Origin of the sequence: Sphingobacterium psychroaquaticum, assembly GCF_900177625.1 — a bacterium.
Taxonomy (GTDB): Bacteria; Bacteroidota; Bacteroidia; order Sphingobacteriales; family Sphingobacteriaceae; genus Sphingobacterium; species Sphingobacterium psychroaquaticum.
Window position 1 is genome coordinate 244883 of the sequence record NZ_FXAU01000008.1, and the last position, 16738, is coordinate 261620.

Sequence of the window (16738 nt, forward strand, 5' to 3'; positions counted from 1 at the left end):
TTGTATAAAAACCAGCCTTATCTAAGTTTTATTAATTAACTTTGAGGACGAAACATTAAAGATATTTTTATGCAATACGACGTAATCGTAATAGGAAGCGGTCCTGGAGGCTACGTAGGCGCTATCCGTTGTGCTCAACTAGGATTAAAAACGGCTGTTATTGAGAAATATAGCACTTTTGGTGGTACCTGTCTAAATGTTGGCTGTATCCCGTCAAAAGCACTATTAGATACTTCAGAGCATTTTCATAATGCCGCTCATAACTTCGAAACTCATGGTATCGCTTTGAGTAACCTGAAGATTGATGTAAAGAAAATGATCGCCCGCAAGGACGATGTAATTGCGCAGAACACTGCGGGTATTACATACCTATTCAAAAAGAATAAAATCGACTCTTACGAAGGTGTAGGATCGTTCATCGATAAAAACACCATCAAGGTTACCAAAAAAGATGGTACAACCGAAGAATTGAAAGCGAAGAATGTAATTATTGCAACAGGTTCTAAACCGACGGCTTTACCTTTCTTACCTATCGACAAGAAACGCATCATTACTTCGACGGAGGCTTTAAACTTAACAGAAGTTCCGAAACACCTTATCGTTATCGGTGGTGGTGTGATTGGTTTGGAATTGGGATCGGTATACGCACGTTTGGGCGCTAAAGTATCGGTTGTAGAATTTGCTAAATCAATTATCGGCACGATGGACGGTGGATTAGGTAAAGAACTTCAACGTGTCCTTAAGAAATCTTTAGGCATGGAGTTTCTTATGGGCCACAAAGTAACAGGTGCTACTGCAAAAGGCAAAACAGTGACGGTTACGGCAGAAGATTCAAAAGGTCAGTTGGTATCTATTGAAGGCGACTACTGTATTGTTGCGGTTGGTAGAACGGCTTACACCGAAGGTTTAGGTCTAGAAAACATCGGTATCAAAACCGAAGAAAGAGGCAATAAGATTACGGTTAATGAACACTTAGAAACTTCCGTTGAAGGCGTATACGCTATTGGTGATGTGGTTAAAGGTGCTATGCTTGCGCATAAAGCGGAAGACGAAGGAACTTATGTTGCGGAAAGAATTGTGGGTCAGAAACCACATATCGACTACAACCTTATTCCAGGTGTGGTTTATACATGGCCTGAAGTGGCATCTGTTGGACAAACCGAAGAGCAATTGAAAGAGTCTGGTGTGAAATATAAATCAGGATCATTCTCCTTTAAAGCATCTGGCCGTGCTAAAGCGTCTGGCGATACAGATGGTTTCATCAAGGTGCTTGCTGATGCGACAACGGATGAGATATTAGGTGTTCATATGATTGGTCCACGTGCTGCGGATATGATTGCAGAAGCAGTGGTTGCTATGGAATTCCGTGCTTCAGCTGAAGACATCGGTCGTATTTGTCATGCGCATCCAACTTTTACGGAAGCATTTAAAGAAGCAGCTCTCGCTGCAACAGCAAACAGATCAATACACGCATAACATAGAAAAGGCAAGATTTATTCTTGCCTTTTTCATATACCTTATACTTAACTATGAATTTCTATACCAGAAAATGGATTAAGCCCGAAGATCTAAATCCCAATGGCACCTTATTCGGTGGTACACTGCTACGTTGGATTGATGAAGAGGCGGTTATTTATGCGATTGTTCAACTGGGCAATCCTTTTGTTGTGACAAAATATATCTCGGAGATCAACTTTGTGAGTTCCGCCAAACAAGGAGATATTATTGAAATGGGAATCGAGGCGGTAACCTTTGGGACAACCTCCCTGACTATGCGCTGCGAAGTGCGGAACAAAATTACAAGAAAGACAATTCTGTCTATCGATAAGTTAGTTTTCGTAAACCTTGATGAAGACGGAAACCCGACACCGCACAACAAAACAGAAATTACATACGCCTATATAGGCATTGAAAAAACAAACAAATAGTCGCTTTATTTTTTAGCGACTATTTGCTTTTTAAGGTCTTTTTCTACCCAAAAAGACACGATAGGAATCAGTGATACTACAAAGTAGGTAGCAACACGCTTACGGGTCCACTTGTATTCGCTCCAACACATGATGAGTAGGATTACAAATAAGACGACTAGGAATCCGTGTATAGACCCAGCGACTTTCACCGCTTCGGGTACACCAGCAAAATACTTTAAAGGCATTGCTACTAAAAACAACACAACCGTGGAGATCGCTTCCCAAAGCGCTACTTGTTGAAAAATTCTTAACATTGTTCGAAAAATTAGTATCCACAAACATACATTCTTAAAAACTATTCCGTGCACCGAAAACATCTATTTACCAAGCATTGACAGTGGATTCTATTTTTTGGTCAGATTCTTATCAAAACAAGTCAATATCCAAAAAATCGGTTGCCATATACTTAAAAAAATATGTATTTTTGGATGTTTATAGTTGAAGTAGACACTTCAATTAAAACGCTTTGCACAGGAGCCTACGCTATCTAGTAGCGTAGATAAGACAAGAATCGGGTAAAACAATATGGATCCGCAAGCTGGCGGACAACCTTAAAAAAACAAATAACAAAGATATGAATTACGACATCATAGTAATTGGTAGTGGTCCAGGCGGATATGTTGCAGCAATCAGAGCTGCACAGCTAGGTTTCAAAACAGCCGTTATTGAGCGTGAAGCCTTAGGTGGTATCTGTTTAAACTGGGGCTGTATCCCTACCAAAGCACTTCTAAAAAGTGCACAGGTATTTGAATATTTGAACCATGCTGAAGAATACGGTATCAAGGTTCAAGGAGGGGAAGCAGATTTCTCTGCCATCGTTAAAAGAAGTCGTGGTGTTGCAGATGGCATGAGTAAAGGTATCCAGTTCTTGATGAAGAAGAATAAAATCGACGTCATCATGGGTACGGCTAAAATCAAAAAAGGTGGTAAGATTGAAGTGAAGGCTGCCGATGGCTCTGTAAAAGAATATACTGCTAAACATACAATTCTTGCAACAGGAGCACGTTCGCGTGAACTACCTAACCTACCTCAAGACGGTAAAAAAATTATTGGCTACCGTCAAGCGATGAACTTACCACAACAACCTAAATCGATGGTTGTCGTTGGATCGGGCGCTATTGGTGTTGAGTTCGCATATTTCTACAATGCGATTGGAACACAAGTGACAATCGTTGAGTTTATGGATCGTATAGTCCCTGTAGAAGATGAAGAAGTTTCTAAGCAGTTAGAAAAATCATTGAAAAAAGCAGGTATCAATATCTTAACGAAATCAGAAGTTCAGTCCGTAGATACAAGTGGGGCTTTAAGCAAAGTATCTATTAAAACAGCTAAAGGTATCGAAACGTTAGAAGCTGAGATTGTTCTTTCTGCTGTTGGTATTGCACCAAACATCGAGAACATCGGCTTAGAAGAAGTTGGTGTTAAGACGGACAAAGGACGTGTTTTAGTTGACGATTTCTACAAAACTAATATTGAAGGCGTTTACGCAATTGGAGATATCGTAAAAGGACAAGCGTTGGCACACGTTGCTTCCGCTGAAGCGATCACATGTGTGGAGAAAATCAAAGGTCTTCACGTGGATCCAATTGATTATAATAACATCCCAGGATGTACATACTGTTCACCAGAGATTGCTTCTGTAGGTTACACAGAGAAAGCAGCGAAGGAAGCAGGCTATGAAGTTAAAGTTGGTAAATTCCCGTTCTCTGCATCCGGAAAAGCTTCCGCAGCAGGTGCGAAAGATGGCTTTGTAAAATTAGTTTTCGATGCTAAATACGGTGAGTTACTAGGTGCACACATGATTGGTGCTAACGTTACGGAAATGATCGCTGAAATTGTTGTTGCTAGAAAACTAGAAACAACAGGTCATGAGCTTATCAAATCGGTACACCCACACCCAACCATGAGTGAGGCGATTATGGAAGCAGCAGCAGATGCTTACGGTGAAGTGATCCACTTGTAAGACAAAGGCATACATAAAAAAAGAGAGCAAATTGCTCTCTTTTTTTATGTATGCTATTCGTATTATTTCAATACCAATTTCGATTCAAAGACCACAGTCTCCGGCTTTACTTCTTCCTTATTCCCGATATTCGCAAATAATATTTCTGCCGCTTTTCTAGCTTGTTTATCTGGATACTGTTCAATACTTCCCATCGGTGGATTCTCCATATAATTCCATAATGGATAGTTCGCATAGCTAATGAAATAGATATCCTTTTTCTGTACAAGTCCTTTCTGCCGTGCGTATTTAATAACATCAAGTGTTACGAAATCATTGAACGAAACCACTGCAGAAGGACGTTCCGATAATACCAATAGCTTCTCCATGGCATCGACATTCCCTTCCTCCGTTAAGTCGGTATTCACGACATACTTATCGTCAAAAGCCAGATCATTTGCTTCCAATGCTTTCTTATAGGCCTCTACCCGTTCCGTTGATGCTAATAAATTCTCTGGTCCGTTAATCAACGCTATATTTTGGTGTCCGATCGAAGCAAACGCATGGATTGCCTCCCGCATACCAGAAGATAGATCACTATACACCTTGTTTACACCGTCGATATTAGGTACACAATCAAAAAATACAATCGGAATTTCAGACTCTTCCAATAAATCGATAAAAGAAAGATCTTCCGTATTCTTCCCCAAAGACATTAAGATACCATCTACACGATGCTTCTTGAAAGTCTGGATAATCTGCAATTCACGTGCTGCATCATCATGCGACTGCCCCATGAGCACCGTATAATTCTGCGCACCTGCCACATTCTCAATTTCGCTAATAGCAGACGAAAAGAAAGGTTCTGATAAACTAGGCAGGATAACACCAATAGTAAATGTCTTCCGTTGCTTAAAGAAAATTGCCGTTTGATTTGGCTCATAATTCAATTCCTCTGCCACCTTTTTCACCCGCATTGTGGTCACCAACCCAATACTTGGGTGGTCATTCAGCGCCCGCGATACAGTAGATGGGGAAATTTTGAGCTTTTTAGCAATTTCTTTTATTGTAGCTGGCTTTTTCTTCATAATATAGATTTACACCTCCTTGTTCAAAGGTACATTTATTTTATCAATTTACCCTTTGGATACTTAAACATCCCTTGTAAGCCTCCCGTTTCTTGCAAACGATCGTTGGCATGTGGCTTCCGGATATTGGAAACGCCTAATGCGGCTTGTGCTGTACGTTCTGCGGCAAAATTACCGTTCTTTACGTGAGCCAATGCCGCAGCAATCATCGGTTCTTCAGGATCTCCAAAGTCACGAAATTTGCTGTATTCCCAAACATGGTGCTGCGGTATCAATCCGTTGTAATAATTTCCTTCTTTATTTTTATTGAACGTCTTAAAAGAGGACACATATAGTTCTATATTTTTATCCAACACCTCGATGCCAAAAAATCCAACAGGTTTGCCGTATGTATTTTGTGCTACAGCTTCCTTCTTCTCATTCCGTACATACGTACCGATAATATGAACTTGCATATAGGGTTTCAGCGAATTAATCAACAACTCGCTTGCCGACGCCGTAGACCGGGTCACCAAAAAATACACTTTCGGCAGATTAAGTTTCCCCTTTTTCGCAAACTTAACAGGACCAAATTCCTCCCCTTCAGCGGTCCATTCCCAATCTCTTGACAAAACCGTATTCATCTCATAATAGAGCATCTGCTGTTTATCCGCAGCTAAAGGAGCAATATGATCTGCCAAATACTCAGCCGTTAATACAGATCCTCCCCCGTTATAGCGTAAATCAACGATCAAATCGTTGATACCTTCCGCATCAAAACTATTAAATACATTTTCAAAGTCGGTATGCATTCGCGTAAAGACATTTTTCTCCATAATACTAACAAAGGAGCTAAATGCTAAATAACCGACTTTCTTACCTTCAAAGTTGATTACCCGGCTATCTAAAATAGGGTCGATATTATATTGGACATTCGCAATCTGCTTCTCTTCGATTACACCGGAAGGTTTACCAAATTTAATAAGCATCGTGCTTTCGTTTAGGTATCCATTGACCGTCTTAAAATTTTCTTTTAGTTGGGTCGGATAATCAATTTTCGTATTTCCATTAATACTCAGTATTCGATCACCGCGACGAACCCCGGCTATATAAGCTGGCGAATTCTTGTCCACCATCCGTACATAAAGGTCGTCATCCAGATAAAAAACATACATACCGAAGCTTTTTGCTACCGCACCATATATTTCACCACTGATAACGCCCGCGCGATCCAAAAAACTGTAACGGTCAATCGGTTTCTTTGTATCAGGATCAATCGGTGTTAGGCCCAGCATCCATGCCAAGACCTCCTCACCGGTCTTATACGACTTCGTGTAGGACCGAATAACCTCTGATTTCAAAATATCATTGACGTTACGTGGTGGCATATAATCTTGCCACAACGAAAGAAGTTTTGTGTAGTAGAAAATTGTGTCTTTGATACTATCCTCTTTGACCAAGACCTCGATAGGCTCTTCAACGTCCGGATCAGCATCTTGTTTGGTTTCTTTTTTACAACTCGCCAGACCAATTAACAGTCCAAAGAACACCACGGTTGTCCATCCTTTTTTCATAACTTAGATTATACTTGTGCTTCTAATACATCCTCGGCACGAATTCCATACTCCTCTGCAATATAAGCAATAGGTTCAATACCTCGGAACAATAATTCATCTGTAAAGTATATTTTCAGTTGGCCACGTAGTTGATCAAGCTCCTGCCAGTCAATATGTTTTAGCTTATTCAGTTGCTCTACCGGATTGCCACGAGTCAATAAGGCAATATTCTTACCCGCCTCGAGCAATGTTCGAAACATCTCCTTCGAGTCTTCGGGTATATATAATCGCAAGGGTAGTTGCGCATTAGCTTTCAAGCGCTCAAAGTTCCCGACATAGCTTTCTCCCAGATTGAAGTGTGCCCTTGTCTTGGGCAGCACCGCAGCCTCTCCCTCCTCTTCATACCTAGCCTTCATAAAGTCGACCACCTCTTTTGCTATCGCTTGCCCTTCGGTAAATTCCACAAAATTCGCAAACAAATAGTAAACCTGTAGTAAGTAATCACGCTTGGGAAATAAAATATCGTCCACCTCAAACAGGTAGAGGACTTTATCTAATGGTATCGATTTCATAACGCAATATTAAACCACACACAACACAACCTCTTCACCGGAATCAGACACAATCCCTGCGCCTGAAAAGGATTCCTCCGCGACAGTCTCTCCGGTCCCGATATCGACTCCTGCATGTAATATACGCACCGCGAGCTCCTTCTCCGGCTTTTCAACTAGAAACGTATCCGCTAAGGATACTGGAATCAATAACTGCTGTCCGTATTCTTCAAATAAGACGCGCGCTTGTTGCACGATAGGAAGCTCCTCTTTCCCTAGAGGAAGGACATAGTCTATCGACTCATCCAAGCCTAGCTTTAAGAGCTCATGGACAAACGTTGGGTTCGCCAAGGGAGGAAGTTTCCGATAATTAAGTTTCTTTAACACCTCCGGAAAAGGTTCACTACTGGCAAAAATCACTTCGACCTGACCCTCCAACAATTTACCGAGGCGCTGTGCCAAAGGGACCGTGCCATGGGTTATTAAGATTCGCTTCATATTAAAATATTTTTCCGTCCCGCATATGGATTGTCCGATCAGAAATCCTTGCAAGCTCTTCATTGTGTGTTACGATAATAAATGTTTGATTCAACGAGTCGCGCAGCTCAAAAAACAACTGGTGCAATGAAGCCGCATTTTCAGAGTCTAAATTTCCTGACGGTTCATCGGCCAAGATCAACGAAGGATTATTCATTAGGGCGCGTGCTACCGAAACCCGCTGCTGCTCTCCTCCTGACATGGCGGTTGGTTTATGATCCGCACGTGCCTGCACACCGAGTCTTTCCAGCAACTCCATCCCGCGCTTCTCGGCTTCCTTTTTGGGGACACCATTAATAAAAGCAGGGATACATACGTTTTCCAACGCTGTAAACTCAGGCAGGAGATGATGAAACTGAAAGATAAAACCAATATGTTGATTTCGAAAAAGACTTAGCTTACGTTCATTCAGGTGATTAACATCAACATCATTGATAATAAGATGGCCTTGATCGGGGCGATCCAGCGTTCCGATTATATGAAGTAACGTACTTTTCCCTGCCCCAGAGGCGCCTACGATGGATACAATTTCTCCTCTTTCGACCTCCAGATCTACACCTTTCAAGATGGCTAGATTTCCGTAGGATTTATGTATGTTATTCGCGCTCAATATCATCTTACGAAGGTAATGAAAATGCAACAAAATAAGGGACTAGAATTGTGGTCGCTTATTCCAATAAGACAAACATCTATTGGAATCTACTTTTTTACCCAACATTTACTTGACCCTTCCATTTAAAAACCATATTTTTACCTCAAATTTTTTAAGATGAACATTCACGAATATCAAGCAAAAGAAATACTTAAAAGTTTTGGGGTAAGAGTTCAAGAGGGAGTTCTTGCAGAAACGCCAGATCAAGCTGTAGCAGCTGCACAAAAACTAAAGGAAGATTATAACTCGGACTGGGTTGTAGTTAAAGCGCAGATTCACGCTGGTGGCCGTGGAAAAGGTGGTGGTGTTAAATTAGCAAAAAACCACGATGAGGTTTTACAACGTGCAACAGATATTATCGGTATGCAGTTGGTTACGCCACAAACAGGTCCTGAAGGAAAAAAAGTAAACAAGGTATTGGTAGCACAGGATGTATACTACCCTGGAGAAAGTGATATCAAAGAGTTTTATGTATCGGTTTTATTAGATCGTGCTAAAGGTCGCAATATCATTATGTACTCTACAGAAGGTGGAATGGATATCGAGGAAGTAGCTGAAAAAACACCACACCTTATCTTTAAAGAAGAAATAGATCCTAAAGTAGGTTTACAAGGATTCCAAGCACGTAAGATTGCTTTCAACTTAGGTTTATCAGGTGCTGCTCATAAAGACATGGTGAAATTTATCGCTGCGCTTTACAAAGCATACGATACAATTGACGCAGCTTTATTCGAAATCAACCCGGTGTTAAAAACATCTGATGATAAAATTTTAGCAGTTGATGCGAAAGTAAACTTTGACGAGAACGCTATGTACCGTCACCCAGATTACTTAGCATTACGCGATACAGCGGAAGAAGATCCTACAGAAGTTGAAGCGGGTGAATCAAACCTGAACTATGTAAAACTTGACGGTAACGTAGGTTGTATGGTTAACGGTGCTGGTTTAGCGATGGCAACAATGGATATCATTAAGTTGGCTGGTGGTGAGCCTGCAAACTTCTTGGACGTTGGTGGTACAGCAAATGCTGAAACAGTGAAAGCTGGTTTCAATATTATCTTGAAAGACCCGAACGTAAAAGCGATCTTAATTAATATCTTCGGTGGTATTGTTCGTTGTGACCGTGTTGCTCAAGGTGTAATCGATGCTTACGAAGAAATTGGTAATATTCCAGTGCCAATCATCGTTCGCTTACAAGGTACAAATGCGGAAGAAGCGAAGAAATTGATCGATGAATCAGGATTAAAAGTATACTCTGCAATCTTGTTAAAAGAAGCTGCAGAATTGGTAACTAAAGTATTAAAAGGTTAATACGTTAAACCAAGCATAAATAAAGCCTGTACATCGATCATGTACAGGCTTTGTTCGTTAAAAATAATAACCTATTTTTGTGAACTCAATTTAAATCAACAGAGTTGTACGATACGGCGTAAGACGGCATCAGACCACTCTATTATATTACATATGGAACATACACGGATTAAAGAATTACTAGGATCGGACGAATTTGGCAAGGAAGTCATCGTTAAAGGTTGGGTTAGAACATTTCGCAACAACCAATTTATAGCTATTAATGACGGTTCTTCCATAAATAATATACAAGCTGTTGTAGACTTCGAAAACACAGAGGAGGCTTTATTGAAGCGCGTGACAACGGGAGCTGCCATTCGCGTGAAAGGTACACTGATTGAATCGCAAGGTAAAGGACAGCGTGTGGAAGTCAAGGTGAATGACTTGACGATCCTTGGCGATTCGGATCCAGAGAAATTTCCATTGCAACCCAAAAAACACAGCTTGGAGTTTCTACGTGAAATCGCACACTTGCGTTTCCGTACTGGAACATTCAATGCCATATTTAAAGTGAGAAACGCCCTTTCTTTTGCCGTTCATAACTTCTTTAGAGAGCGTGAGTTTGTGTATATGCACACCCCAATCATCACTGGTTCGGACGCAGAAGGAGCAGGAGAAATGTTCCGCGTAACAACACTTGACCTGGACAATATTCCACGTACCGAAGAGGGTAAAATTGATTTCAAAGAAGACTTCTTTGGTAAATCGACGAACCTGACTGTATCGGGACAGTTGGAAGGGGAATTGGCGGCAATGGCTCTAGGTAACATTTATACCTTTGGCCCTACTTTCCGCGCTGAAAACTCCAACACGACGCGTCACTTGGCTGAATTTTGGATGATCGAACCGGAGATGGCTTTCTATGAACTGGAAGACAATATGGATCTGGCAGAGGATTTATTGAAATACGTCATCAAGTACGCTTTAGACACCTGTCCAGAAGAAATTGAGTTCTTAAAAAATAGACTTTTAGAGGAAGAGAAGTCGAAACCGCAGAATGAACGTTCAGAGTTTGATTTAGTTCAAAAATTAAACTTTGTTCTTGAAAACAGTTTCGAGCGTGTAACATATACAGATGCTATTGAAATCCTTAAGCGCAGTAAACCCAACCAAAAGAAACAGTTTAAATATCTGATCGAAGAATGGGGAGCTGATCTACAGTCGGAGCACGAGCGTTACTTGGTGGAGAAGCATTTCAAAAAACCGGTTATCTTAACGGACTATCCGCGTGAAATAAAATCATTCTACATGAAACAAAATGCCCCTGATGCAGAAGGTAGACATACCGTGCGTGCTATGGATATTTTGTTCCCAGGCATCGGTGAGATGGTCGGCGGTTCCCAACGTGAAGAAAACCTAGAAAAGCTCTTAACCAGAATGGCTGAAGTGGGAATTCCGGAAGAAGAAATGGATTGGTTCCTTGACACACGCCGCTTTGGTTCAGCTCCACACTCCGGTTTCGGCGTTGGTTTTGAACGATTGGTGTTGTTTACAACTGGAATGACGAACATTCGTGATGTTATTCCATTCCCTAGAACACCGAAAAACGCTGAGTTTTAAAGCATAAAAAAAGCCAAGATTTATAAATCTTGGCTTTTTTTATGCTTTACGTCCTGACCTAGTAGCGATATGCTTCTGGCTTGTAAGGACCTTCTACTGTTACACCGATATAAGATGCTTGCTCTTCTGTAAGGACTTCAAGCTCCACACCAATATGTGCCAAATGTAAGCGAGCAACCTTCTCATCCAAATGTTTAGGCAAAGTATATACTTGCTTTTCGTACTGATCGGTGTTCAACCATAGCTCCAATTGTGCTAATGTTTGATTCGTAAACGAATTCGACATCACAAAAGAAGGGTGTCCCGTTGCACAACCCAAGTTTACCAAACGACCTTCTGCCAACAAAATGATATCGTTACCATCGATCGTATATTTATCAACCTGCGGTTTAATTTCTACCTTAGTCGAACCATAGTTACCGTTTAACCAAGCCATATCAATTTCATTATCGAAGTGACCGATATTACAAACAACCGTTTTATCTTTCATGCTTTTGAAGTGTTCTCCACGCACGATATCTTTATTTCCAGTTGTTGTAACGATAATATTCGCCTCTTTTACTGCGTCAGCCATTTTCTTCACCTCAAATCCTTCCATAGCCGCTTGTAGCGCACAGATTGGGTCAATCTCTGTCACGATAACACGTACACCTGCTGAGCGTAAAGACTCTGCAGAACCTTTACCTACATCACCGTAACCTGCTACTACCGCAACTTTACCTGCTAACATTAAATCTGTAGCACGACGGATAGCATCCACTAAAGATTCGCGACAACCATATTTATTATCAAATTTTGATTTGGTTACCGAATCGTTCACGTTGATTGCTGGCAAATGTAAGGTACCGTTCTTCATACGCTCGTGTAAACGATGAACACCTGTCGTCGTTTCTTCAGAAAGACCTCGGATACCATCGATCAACGCCGGGTACTGATCAAAAACCATATTTGTTAAATCACCACCGTCATCTAAAATCATATTCAACGGTTGACGATCTTCACCAAAATAAAGCGTCTGCTCGATACACCAGTTGAATTCCTCTTCCGTTAACCCTTTCCACGCATACACAGGAATACCCGCTGCAGCTATTGCAGCCGCTGCATGATCTTGGGTAGAAAAAATATTACAGGAAGACCACGATACATCAGCTCCCAGTTCTACCAATGTTTCAATCAAAACAGCTGTTTGGATTGTCATGTGCAAACATCCCGCGATACGCGCCCCTTTAAGAGGTTTTGTTGCACCAAATTCTTTACGTAAGCTCATTAGTCCTGGCATTTCCGCCTCGGCAAGCTCTATTTCTTTTCTTCCCCATTCTGCTAAAGAGATATCTTTAACTTTATAAGGAACATACGTTGTTTCTACTGAAGACATATTATGTTTTTTTATGGATTACAAAAATAGCTGATAAACACCTCAATTCAAAGTTTTTCGTTGCTCTTTAACTGTAAATCTGACATTCAGTTGAGAGTGCCCTCTTGACGACGGCATAGAATAAAACTATATTTGTACCTAGCAAATGATAGCACCGAGCGAGGAGCCCATTTGTATGGTTTATTCAATCGTTATTAAGACTTTAATTTAGAAGAGATATGTATCCAGAATATTTAGTAGCCCCAATGCGTCAGGAACTTGTTGACGCGGGATTTCAAGAGTTGAAATCATCGGAAGAAGTAGACAGCGCCATTCCTTCAGAAGGTACTGTATTTGTTGTTGTGAACTCTGTTTGCGGATGTGCAGCAGCAAACGCACGCCCTGCAGCTAAATTTGCTGTTGAAAATGGCAAAAAACCAAATAAATTGGTTACTGTTTTTGCAGGTATGGAAAAAGATGCTGTTGATAAAGCACGTCAATATATGTTACCTTACCCTCCATCCTCTCCAGCAATGGCTTTATTTAAAGATGGCAAGTTGGTACATATGATTGAAAGACATATGATCGAAGGCCGTCCGGCACAAATGATCGCGGATAACCTTATCGCTGCATTTGACGAGTATTGTTAATCAATGTATTTTGATTTTTTGAATTCAAAAGCTCTCCCAAAAGGGAGAGCTTTTTTTATCACATTGAAAAGAAAAAGGAACTACAGATCACCTTGTTAATCCCAGCATTTTTAAGTAAGTTTAGCATAAACAAACGCACCCCACCATGACGCCAATTAGAGCATTTATTATATGTAGTATAATCTTTTTCCTTATGAGCTGTACAACCAATAAGGAGGTAGACCTCATCGTCTTCAACGCTAAGGTATATACGGTCGATTCCTCTTTTTCCAATGCGGAAGCATTTGCTGTAAAGAATGGTATTTTTATTGACATCGGCACTAATGCGGAAATGCAAAAAAAATACACCGCCCGTGAAGTTATTGATGCCCAAGGCATGCCTATCTACCCAGGTTTCTATGATGCACATGCTCACTTCCTCATGTTGGCCGAGCTCATGGAGCAGGTGGATCTTAGTGGTAGCAAATCTTTTGATGAGGTGGTAAACAGGCTAAAAGCTTACCAAAAGATAAACCCGAATAAAAAATGGATCGTCGGTGGAGGCTGGGATCAAAATCTATGGCCAGACAAAGCATTCCCATCCAAAGATAGCCTGGATAAATATTTTTCAGAGACACCTATTTTTCTTTCCCGTGTAGACTATCATGCCGCTGTTGCTAATTCAGCCGCACTAAAAATTGCAAAAATAGATAGTGCTGTGCATGTAGAGGGAGGGGTAATCGGTGTTGGTCCAGATGGGAAGCCTAATGGCTTGTTTATTGACAACGCTATGCAACTTGTTTCCAAGTACATTCCGGAACCGAAAGAAGAAGAACTACTTGCCCGGCTCCAGAAAGCACAGGATTCTTTGTTTTCAGTAGGCTTAACTTCTATTGTAGATGCAGGGCTCTCCACAGAACAGCTGGAAGATCTAAAGAAATTCTATCAAAAAAATGAACTCAAAATAAGAGATTACGCGATGATTGCAGGTAACCCGCATAGCATCGAGAAGTATATCAAGGACGGTATTTTTGAATCTGACAGACTAACAATCCGTGCCGTAAAACTTATGGCGGATGGCGCGCTGGGTTCTCGCGGTGCTTGCCTTTTGGATCACTATCACGATGCTCCGACACGTGGCTTTTTACTACATAGCCCTGCGGAGTTTGACCAAGTCATCAAAAAATTAGCAAATACCGAGTTTCAAGTAAACACACACGCAATCGGCGATTCCGCCAATCGACTAATTTTAGATACCTACGGAAAATATCTAAAAGATGGTAAGCAAAGGAGATGGCGCATTGAACATGCTCAAATTATTGCACCGACAGATTTTCCGAAGTTTGCGCAATTTCACATTATTCCATCGGTCCAACCCACACACGCAACATCCGATATGTACTGGGCCGAAGAGCGTCTAGGTGCCGAGCGCATGAAAGGAGCATATGCCTATAAAAGACTGCTTGAACAGTACGGAATGTTAGCGCTAGGCAGCGACTTTCCTGTAGAACATTTCAATCCTCTTTATGGATTTCACGCGGCTGTAGCTCGTGTCGATAAGGCTGGTTTTCCTCAAGGAGGGTTTCAAATGGAGGACGCCATCAGTAGGCAAGATGCACTTCGAGGAATGACAATATGGGCGGCATACGCTTCCTTCCAAGAGAAAAAGCGTGGTAGCATTGAACGCGGTAAGGATGCTGACTTTGTAATCTTGCAGGCAGATATTATGACGGCACCATTTGAGGAGCTCCGACAAATAAAAACCATGCGTACGGTAGTCGCTGGGGAAACCGTATTTTTAAAATAAAAAAAGACGCCTAGGCGTCTTTTTTTTATTGCATATCGAAAAGATGTTTTTCCGCATGGTACGACGAACGTACCAAAGGACCCGATTCTACATATTTGAATCCCATCTCTAGACCAATCTGTTTATAACGCTCAAACTGTTCCGGCGTAATCCATTCCACAACGGGATGATGTGCTTTCGTCGGCTGTAAATACTGCCCTATCGTAAGAATATGTACACCTACATCGTAAAGATCTTGCATAGCTTCAACCACATCCTCTTCCGTTTCACCAAAGCCCAGCATTATCCCTGATTTAGTACGCACCCCTGCTTCCGAAATACGTCTTAAGCATTCCAACGAGCGGTCATATTTTGCCTGGATACGCACCTCCCGTGTCAAACGGCGAACGGTTTCCAAGTTATGAGATACCACCTCAGGGCGAACAGCTAAGACACGGTCAAGATTGTCCCACTGTCCTTTGAAGTCAGGTATCAATGTTTCTAATGTTGTCTCAGGGCTTTCGCGACGGATGGCATTGATTGTTTCGGCCCAGATAGTAGATCCTCCATCTTTCAAATCATCACGATCTACCGAGGTAATAACGCAATGCTTTACTTGCATAAGCTTAACCGAATTTGCTACCCGATTAGGCTCATCCAGATCAACAGCCAAAGGTCGCCCAGTCGCCACCGCACAGAATGAACATGAACGCGTACAGATATTACCTAATATCATAAACGTAGCTGTTCCAGCACCCCAACACTCCCCCATATTTGGACAGTTACCACTCTCACATATCGTATGCAGCTTATGCTCATCGACAAGACTACGCACATGACGATATTCTTTACCCACAGGCAGCTTTACACGTAACCAATCTGGCTTACGTTGTTTTTCAGTAGCAGAAATTACTGGAAGTTCAATCATAACGCAAAGTTAATGATTATTTGTTTAGCGCCCGACAAATAATTTGTTAACGAAATATCATAAATAACACAAAAGGAGTCCTAAGGACTCCCTTTAACAATTCTATAGTATTCTATTTAAAATGAAAAACCTAAGCCAACGCTCCACACTCTGTTTTTCATCTGTACCGCATCTACATTTAGGAGATTCTGTAATCCAAGTCCGTAACCTACATTTATCGTTAAGCCATTCACCAGCTGATAACCACCACCAAAGTTCAGACCGTAGTCAAGGCGTGACGCCTGCTCTTCGTTAGATCCTAATTCCAATTTCTCACTCACATTTCCAGCCTTTGCTTTAGCCGATACATTCACACCAACGTACGGTCCCGCATTGATCAAGAAAGCGCCCGAATTCGCTACAGGAATCGTGTACACCAGGTTCACTGGAACTTCAATCGATGTAAAAGTAATTGTTCCCTTACCACCCGGGAATTCCACCACGCCATCTGTTTTAAATTTCCCTCCTTTTCGTTGCAGGGTAACACCCGGTTGAACAGCAAAATTCCCACCAACAGGGAGATTAGCATACCCGCCCAGGTAAAAGTTAGCCGCAGCATCAGAAGTGTAGCTTGCAGCAGAACCGTCTGCGGTAATCTGTAATTTTGGTAAGTTTAAACCCGCACGAACACCAAAGGTAGTCTGTGCACTAACAGCGCCTCCAAATAATAAAAAAAGAAACGAAGACGTCAAAAATAAATTTCTCATAATCGGTAAATTAATAATGAGCGAAGATATAACAAAAAGATCAGATTATTGTCACAACATCAGTCAATTCCAATCCTACAAACAATTCTCGAAACGAGATGTTAAATAAA

The 16738-nt window shown here is 41.4% G+C and carries 16 protein-coding genes; 7 read left to right on the plus strand and 9 right to left on the minus strand.

Translation table 11 applies throughout. The features are described from left to right. Positions 1–69 precede the first annotated feature (69 nt). Together lpdA (B9Y69_RS18170) and B9Y69_RS18175 are read left to right on the plus strand one after the other, a co-directional pair. Positions 70–1476, plus strand: a complete 1407-nt coding sequence (gene lpdA, locus B9Y69_RS18170; protein WP_085474415.1) for a dihydrolipoyl dehydrogenase — start codon at positions 70–72, stop codon at positions 1474–1476. Positions 1477–1529: 53 nt separating this feature from the next. Next, positions 1530–1928 (plus strand): acyl-CoA thioesterase, encoded by a 399-nt coding sequence (locus B9Y69_RS18175; protein WP_085474416.1) that lies wholly within the window; start codon positions 1530–1532, stop codon positions 1926–1928. A 5-nt stretch (positions 1929–1933) separates the two neighbouring features. Here the strand turns inward: B9Y69_RS18175 and B9Y69_RS18180 are convergent, their stop codons facing one another. Next, positions 1934–2224, minus strand: coding sequence for a DUF3817 domain-containing protein (locus B9Y69_RS18180; protein ID WP_234991304.1), 291 nt, complete (start codon positions 2222–2224; stop codon positions 1934–1936). 320 nt (positions 2225–2544) lie between these two features. Here B9Y69_RS18180 and lpdA (B9Y69_RS18185) point away from each other — a divergent pair, with 320 nt between their 5' ends. Continuing rightward, on the plus strand, positions 2545–3933 hold the full coding sequence (gene lpdA, locus B9Y69_RS18185; protein WP_085474418.1) for a dihydrolipoyl dehydrogenase: 1389 nt from the start codon (positions 2545–2547) through the stop codon (positions 3931–3933). A gap of 62 nt (positions 3934–3995) precedes the next feature. Here lpdA (B9Y69_RS18185) and B9Y69_RS18190 read toward each other — a convergent pair whose 3' ends face one another. The 5 genes from B9Y69_RS18190 to B9Y69_RS18210 are packed head-to-tail and all read right to left on the minus strand — an operon-like array spanning position 3996 to position 8239. Beyond that, a complete protein-coding gene (locus tag B9Y69_RS18190) occupies positions 3996–5000 on the minus strand; it encodes a LacI family DNA-binding transcriptional regulator (RefSeq protein WP_085474419.1) in 1005 nt (334 codons plus the stop codon). A gap of 35 nt (positions 5001–5035) precedes the next feature. Further along, positions 5036–6553: a S41 family peptidase gene (locus B9Y69_RS18195; protein ID WP_085474420.1), complete on the minus strand. Its 1518-nt coding sequence runs from the start codon at positions 6551–6553 to the stop codon at positions 5036–5038. Positions 6554–6561: 8 nt separating this feature from the next. Further along, complete coding sequence (locus B9Y69_RS18200) at positions 6562–7107, minus strand: hypothetical protein (protein ID WP_085474421.1); 546 nt, start codon at positions 7105–7107, stop codon at positions 6562–6564. A gap of 9 nt (positions 7108–7116) precedes the next feature. Then, positions 7117–7584, minus strand: a complete 468-nt coding sequence (locus B9Y69_RS18205) for a hypothetical protein (protein ID WP_085474422.1) — start codon at positions 7582–7584, stop codon at positions 7117–7119. 1 nt (position 7585) lies between these two features. Continuing rightward, a complete protein-coding gene (locus tag B9Y69_RS18210; protein ID WP_085474423.1) occupies positions 7586–8239 on the minus strand; it encodes an ABC transporter ATP-binding protein in 654 nt (217 codons plus the stop codon). A 153-nt stretch (positions 8240–8392) separates the two neighbouring features. Here B9Y69_RS18210 and sucC point away from each other — a divergent pair, with 153 nt between their 5' ends. Further along, a complete protein-coding gene (gene sucC, locus B9Y69_RS18215; protein ID WP_085474424.1) occupies positions 8393–9586 on the plus strand; it encodes an ADP-forming succinate--CoA ligase subunit beta in 1194 nt (397 codons plus the stop codon). A gap of 153 nt (positions 9587–9739) precedes the next feature. Next, a complete protein-coding gene (asnS, locus tag B9Y69_RS18220; RefSeq protein ID WP_085474425.1) occupies positions 9740–11185 on the plus strand; it encodes an asparagine--tRNA ligase in 1446 nt (481 codons plus the stop codon). Between the two features lie 58 nt (positions 11186–11243). Here the strand turns inward: asnS and ahcY are convergent, their stop codons facing one another. Next, on the minus strand, positions 11244–12560 hold the full coding sequence (gene ahcY / locus B9Y69_RS18225; RefSeq protein ID WP_085474426.1) for an adenosylhomocysteinase: 1317 nt from the start codon (positions 12558–12560) through the stop codon (positions 11244–11246). Positions 12561–12778: 218 nt separating this feature from the next. Here ahcY and B9Y69_RS18230 point away from each other — a divergent pair, with 218 nt between their 5' ends. After that, positions 12779–13189 carry a BrxA/BrxB family bacilliredoxin gene (locus tag B9Y69_RS18230; protein ID WP_085474427.1) on the plus strand — a complete coding sequence of 137 codons (411 nt, stop codon included), beginning with the start codon at positions 12779–12781 and terminating at the stop codon, positions 13187–13189. A 193-nt stretch (positions 13190–13382) separates the two neighbouring features. Beyond that, positions 13383–14975 (plus strand): amidohydrolase, encoded by a 1593-nt coding sequence (locus B9Y69_RS18235; RefSeq protein ID WP_234991305.1) that lies wholly within the window; start codon positions 13383–13385, stop codon positions 14973–14975. Between the two features lie 25 nt (positions 14976–15000). Here B9Y69_RS18235 and lipA read toward each other — a convergent pair whose 3' ends face one another. Next, positions 15001–15882 carry a lipoyl synthase gene (lipA, locus tag B9Y69_RS18240; RefSeq protein ID WP_085474429.1) on the minus strand — a complete coding sequence of 294 codons (882 nt, stop codon included), beginning with the start codon at positions 15880–15882 and terminating at the stop codon, positions 15001–15003. A gap of 116 nt (positions 15883–15998) precedes the next feature. After that, complete coding sequence (locus tag B9Y69_RS18245; protein ID WP_085474430.1) at positions 15999–16628, minus strand: porin family protein; 630 nt, start codon at positions 16626–16628, stop codon at positions 15999–16001. Positions 16629–16738: the final 110 nt, after the last annotated feature.